The organism is Brachyspira sp. (assembly GCF_050873525.1).
Lineage (GTDB): Bacteria > Spirochaetota > Brachyspiria > Brachyspirales > Brachyspiraceae > Brachyspira.
In genome coordinates, this window is the sequence record NZ_JBNMIZ010000186.1 from 1 (window position 1) to 5,259 (window position 5,259).

The 5,259-nt window shown below is 32.9% G+C and carries 5 protein-coding genes; 1 reads left to right on the forward strand and 4 read right to left on the reverse strand.

Translation table 11 applies throughout. The annotated features are described in order from the left end of the window. Together ACR0QS_RS10690 and ACR0QS_RS10695 are read right to left on the reverse strand one after the other, a co-directional pair. Window positions 1-253 (reverse strand): hypothetical protein (locus ACR0QS_RS10690; protein WP_432633435.1); only part of this gene is annotated, 253 nt, incomplete at its 3' end. Between the two features lie 37 nt (window positions 254-290). After that, on the reverse strand, window positions 291-971 hold the full coding sequence (locus tag ACR0QS_RS10695) for a hypothetical protein (RefSeq protein WP_432633436.1): 681 nt from the start codon (window positions 969-971) through the stop codon (window positions 291-293). Between the two features lie 689 nt (window positions 972-1,660). Between ACR0QS_RS10695 and polA the strand changes: the two genes are divergently transcribed. After that, a complete protein-coding gene (gene polA / locus ACR0QS_RS10700; protein ID WP_432633437.1) occupies window positions 1,661-4,429 on the forward strand; it encodes a DNA polymerase I in 2,769 nt (922 codons plus the stop codon). A gap of 121 nt (window positions 4,430-4,550) precedes the next feature. Here polA and ACR0QS_RS10705 read toward each other — a convergent pair whose 3' ends face one another. Both ACR0QS_RS10705 and ACR0QS_RS10710 read right to left on the reverse strand, forming a co-directional pair. Next, the gene (locus ACR0QS_RS10705; RefSeq protein ID WP_432633438.1) at window positions 4,551-4,775 is read right to left on the reverse strand and encodes a hypothetical protein; all 225 of its coding nucleotides are present in this window, start codon (window positions 4,773-4,775) and stop codon (window positions 4,551-4,553) included. Window positions 4,776-4,816: 41 nt separating this feature from the next. Further along, window positions 4,817-5,259: hypothetical protein (locus tag ACR0QS_RS10710; RefSeq protein WP_432633439.1), on the reverse strand; the 443-nt coding region annotated here is incomplete at its 5' end.

Here is a 5,259-nt window from a genome sequence, read left to right on the forward strand (position 1 = left end):
AACTTCCTTCTATTTTAGTTTTTTTAGTTGTTACATAATAAGAAACTTCTGTTTCAAAATTATATCCACTAAATCCAGACGAAGCAAGTTTATCATCTTTATATCTTCCTTTTAAACCTTCAGGAAAATCTTTTGCGTCAATAGTTACAGTGGTTTCAGTTTCGCCGCCCGTTTTGTCGTCATTACTGCAACTTACGGCAAGTAATAGTATTAACGATAACACTAAAATAAAAATTGTTTTGATATTTCTCATTTGAATATTCTCCTTTATATTTTAATGTTAAGGCTATTTACCTTTTTGCTCCGCTTTTAAATGAGTATTTTAGCTCACCAGATATAAATGTCCCGCTTAAAGTTTTAGTTTCGTAATCAAAAGTAATTGTATAACCGAGGGTGTTTTCACCTTCAAGTTTAATAATTTTTTCGCCTTTGGTTGTTTTCTTCCATTTTTCAATCCCAACATCATGCCACGGTTTCGAATTATTATCATCGTCTCTAATAAACATTACATAAATCCTAGTTTTTTGAATTCCTCCTTCTGTTTCAGTATAAACTCGAATATCATGACATCCAGTAGTCGAATGAGCATAGTATCCTAGTAAATCTGCAGGAAAATCTTTTGCTTCTATTTCAGTTACAGTTTCAGGTTCGCTTGGAGGAGTTTCCGTTCCACCACCGCCTTCACCAGAGCCGCTTCCACTTCCGCTTCCAGAACCGCTATCGCCTCCCGTTCCTGTTCCTCCTTCTCCAGAGCCACCAGTTCCTGTTCCAGAACCACCGCCTGTTTCCGTTCCACTTCCTCCAGTTTCGCTTCCGCTACCAGAACCGCTTCCCGTTCCGCCGTCCGTGATTTCCGTATCGTTTTCAGGCGGATTGTTTGGGACTCCCGTTTTGTCGTCATTACTGCAACTCACGGCAAATAATAGTATTAACGAAAATACTACGATAAAAATTTTTGTGATATTCCTCATTTGAATATCCTCCTTGTTTGAATTTTTTTTATAACTAAACGGAGATTTTTAATTTTCTCCGATAAGCTATCGAAATTAATTGAAGTTAAAAAAGATTTAACTAAATTTATATTTGCAAAATTATTTTTATTGTCATTGCATATTTTAAATTTGTCATTGCGAGCGTGAGCGAAGCAATCCACACAGAATAGATTACTTCGGCTATAAATAGCCTCGTAATGACAAAGTTTTGCAAAACGAATAAATACATTTAAAAAATTAATTGAACTTAAAAAAGATTGAATAAATAAAAGTTTGTCTTTAAAAGAATTAAAAAAGTTTAAACTACTTTGTTCGCGGTTCGCGGTTCGCGGTTCGCGGTTCGCGGTTCGCGGTTCGCGGTCGAGCCGTAAATATTATTTAATAGGTTTAATAACATAATGGTTGAATTATACGATATTTAGAATTTTTTGTCAACAGTTTAAAATAAAAAAAATTCAAAAAAATTTAGTCATTGCGAGACTATTTATAGGCGAAGCAATCCACTATTAATGGAATTAAATTTTAAAATCAAATTCTAATTTATTTGGATTACTTCGCTCACCCTGTGTGCCTTTCGGCAATCGCTCGTTCCCTACGGGACGCCTTCGGCGAATGACAATATAATTTCCGTTCTTTACTTATAAATATTTTATAGTATAATAAAAATTATGAAAAAAAGATTTCTAATTATTGACGCTTTCGGTATCCTTTATAGATATCATTTTATTTTTTTGAAAAGACCGCTTTTGAATTCCAAAGGGCAAAATGTTTCTTCTATAAACGGTTTTTTGAGAACTTATTTTTCTTTAATAAATACTTATCCTTCCGAATATACGGCAATCGCTTTGGATAGTTCGAGGAAAACTTTTAGAAGCGAAATTTATAAAGAATATAAAGAAAATAGAGAAAGCATGCCAGACGATTTGCGAAGTCAAATTCCAATACTTTACGAACTTATTGACGCTCTCGGAATTTCAAAAATAGTTTTGGATAATTACGAAGCGGACGATATTATCGGGCATATTGCCGAAAGAAATAAAAAAGAAAATATAAAAACTATAATTTATTCTCCCGATAAAGACATTCTTCAGCTTGTAGATAAAGATGTCAATGTCGTGGCAAGCAATAAAGATAACGAACTTATAGAATACGATGCCGAAACTGTTAAAGAAAAAAGAGGAGTTTATCCTAATCAAATTATAGATTTGCTCGCATTGATGGGAGACGCTTCCGACAATATTCCGGGCGTTAAAGGAATCGGCGAAAAAACCGCGGTTAAACTTTTGGAAGAGTATAAAACATTGGACGGAATTTATAAAAATATAGATTCTATTCAGGGAAAATTGCAAGAAAGATTGATTAACGACAAAGATAAAGCCTACATGAGCTACGAACTTGCGACTATAAAAAGAAATATAGAAGAATTAAATTTAGATTATAAAGAAATTGAAAATAATAAAATAGATATTGAAAAAGTTAATAAAATTCTTGACGATTTGGAATTAAAACAAATCAGAGAAAAAATCAATTCTTATATTTCAAATGTATCTAAAAACGGCGATTCAAAAAAACAAGAAAAAGTAAAAATTTCGGGCGAATCAAAAAACGAAGAAAAAAATAACGAAATAAAAATATCGAGCGCAAAAGAAAGCAAAGCGAATTATTATTTGATAGAAAACGAAACGGAATTAAAAAATCTTCTAAACGATATAAATAATAAAAAATTAGTCTGCGTTGATTTTGAAACTACGGGACTCGACACTTTTAAAGATAAAATAATCGGAATTTCGTTTGCAATAAAATTGAAAGAAGCTTTTTATTTGGATATTAGCGGAAGAACAAAAATAAATATCGAATCCTGCTTAAAATCGGTATTCGACATTTTGGCAAAAGAAGATATAAAAATAATCGGACATAATTTGAAATACGAATATAAAATGATGCGGGCGATAAATAAAAATTTCGGAAATATGTATTTCGACACTATGGTTGCCGCATATCTTATCAATCCTACAAGAAGCCGATACAATATGGACGATTTGGCAATGAGTTATTTATCCTACAATACGATAAAATATGGAGACATAACGGACGGCGCTAAAAAAACTCTGCTCGATGTGGATTTGAAAGAAGTCGTTGAATATGCATGCGAGGATGCCGACATAACTTTTAGACTTTACGAATGTTTTGCTCCGCTTATAGAAAGTATGGAACTTAAAGATTTATTTTTTAATATAGAAATGCCTTTGATAAAAGTTCTCGGAGATATGGAATTTGACGGAGTTTATATAAGCTCGGAAAAAATGAAAAAACTTTCCGAAGAATACGGTTTGCTTCTGGATAAAATTCAAAAAAATATATTTAAAGAAGCGAATGAAGAATTTAATTTGCAATCTCCGAAACAGCTCGAATATATGCTTTTTAATAAACTGGGACTTCCTCCGACAAAAAAAACTAAAACGGGATTTTCCACGGATGAAGAAGTTTTAAGCGAACTTTCAAAAAAATATAAAATAGCTCAAGATATGATGAGTTATAGAAAATATGCGAAATTAAAAAATACTTATTTGGATGTTTTTCCAACATTGGTTAATAAATCTACAAACAGAATTCATGCATCGTTTAATCAGACGGTAACGGCAACGGGAAGATTATCTTCTTCAGAACCTAATTTGCAAAATATCCCAGTTCGCGGAGACGAAGGCAGAGATATTAGAAATACTTTTATAGCCGAAAAAGGAAATTTGCTTATAGCCGCAGATTATTCGCAAATAGAATTAAGATTGCTCGCGCATTTCAGTGGGGACCCCGTATTGATAGCGGCGTTCAAAAATAACGATGATATTCATAAAAAAACTGCAATGAAAATATATTCGGTAAGTAAAGAGCATGTCACTCCTTCTATGCGAAATACGGCAAAGATAATTAATTTTTCTATAATTTACGGAAAAACGGCGTTCGGACTTTCAAAAGAACTTGATATAAGAAGAAAGGAAGCGGAAGATTTTATAAAAGGATATTTTGAAACTTACGCGAGAGTCAAACCTTTCTGTGAAGAAGTTATTAACGAAGTGAAAAATAAAGGCTATGTTAGAACAATGATGGGAAGAATAAGAGATTTATCGAAAACTATTAACTCATCAAACGCTATGGCAAGAAACGAAGCGGAAAGAATGGCTTTGAATACTTTGATTCAGGGAAGCGCAGCCGATATGATTAAAGTTGCAATGATTGGAATTCATAGAGAATTTAAAAATCATTTCAAAACGGCAAAAATAGTTATGCAAGTTCATGACGAATTGGTCGTGGAAGTTTCCGAAGAAGAATCTGATAAGGCAATGAAAGTTATGAAAGATATAATGGAGCGCTCGGTTAAAACAAATGTTCCAATAACGGTAGATATTCATAAAGGCAAAAACTGGGGAGAAATTCATTGATTTTATTTTGGATTGCTTTGCATAAAAATGTATGCAACGGTTAAATAAAAAGCGCCACATTAAATATGACGCTTTTTTCTTATCTTATGTTTTTTATCAGTTTTTTTAATTTAAAATTTTATTATTTTGTAAATGGTTCAACTCCAGATTGCCCTTGCATTGATAAATCGCAACTATTTGCGCTTTTGAATGTAAATGTGAAACTAGTTTGTGTTGAACCAAGATTACCAGATAAAGTTATTGCATATTGAGCAACTACTTGGTCTTTATCGGTATCCCAACTTGTTATGGTAAGAGTAGCCGATGAGCTTCCAGCATTGAAAGTCACATTGCCATTATCTGCCACAGTAAAAGTATTATTTGAGTCTACTGTGCTTGTCCAAGTTCCTACGATAGAGGAAACTGTGAAAGTTGATGAACCGCCTTCTGGTCTTCATTACTTTTACAAGAAACAAAAGCAACGATTAAAACTGATAAAACGATAAGAAATAGTTTTTTAGAATTCTTCATTGAATTCCTCCTATAAAATAAATTATTTATAACTAAACAAGGATTTTTTATTTTCCTTGATAAGCTATCGAAAGTAATTGAAGTTAGATAACAAGGGGTTTTTCCAACAGGACGCCTCGCCAAAGGCGGACAATAGTCTTGGCGAACCCCTTGCATTACACAATGGGCTTGCCACACCAAAGGTGGACAGTAGTCAAGGCACGCAGAAGCGAAAGCCACATTGTTATTAAGAACTGCAAAATTATTTTTAATCGTCATTGCGAAGGCATCGCCTGAAGCAATCCACTTTGTATAAAATTTATTTATTAACGAAATTAAAT